Annotated in this window: 1 protein-coding gene; it reads left to right on the top strand. The window is 58.3% G+C overall.

Features of this window, described 5'->3' with window-relative positions; all coding sequences use genetic code 11:
• Positions 1-133: 133 nt before the first annotated feature.
• A partial coding sequence (locus tag ND528_RS28710) for an ATP-binding protein (protein ID WP_408005072.1) occupies positions 134-554 on the top strand: 421 nt, incomplete at its 3' end.

The raw sequence follows: 554 nt of genomic DNA, 5'->3' as shown, positions 1-554 counted from the left end.
AAAAGTTGATCCATCGACGCTCAAGTCACTGCGATGCGCTGGATCGAAGTCGGACTGCCCGCGCTTGTCGCCATCAAGGAACGAACTCTTGAACCGAGTTCGAAGGCGCGGGTATCGCAACTATCTGCTGTCGATGGATCTCAAAAACATCCGAAGTTTCCGCGACGCCCACGTTCGGTTCGACTTTCCGGTCACGGCCCTTGTTGGGCCGAACGGAGCCGGCAAGACAACGGTATTGGGGGCGGCCGGACTAATCTACGCAGACGTCAAACCAAGCCGATTCTTTGCGCGCGGCGGCACCTACGACGCCTCTATGAGTGGATGGAGGGTCGAGTACGAAGTTCACTCCAGTGGCACTTCCATTCCGCGCACGGCATCATACACGGAGGCCACGGCTGACGTTACGCGAAGCAAATGGAACCGTCGAGGTGTCGCTCGGCCGGTCAAGGTAATTGGCGTGAACCGCACTCTGCCACTGACAGAACGGACCGACGTCCAGCGGTTCGCAAAGGGTGACTTTGTAGGAGTCGCTGAGGAATCCTTCACCCACGAGG

It is taken from the genome of Pseudomonas mercuritolerans (genome assembly GCF_025706525.1).
GTDB classification, from domain to species: Bacteria; Pseudomonadota; Gammaproteobacteria; order Pseudomonadales; family Pseudomonadaceae; genus Aquipseudomonas; species Aquipseudomonas mercuritolerans.
The sequence above is the reverse complement of the archived record's forward strand: the minus strand, read 5'-3'. Positions and strand labels throughout refer to the sequence as shown.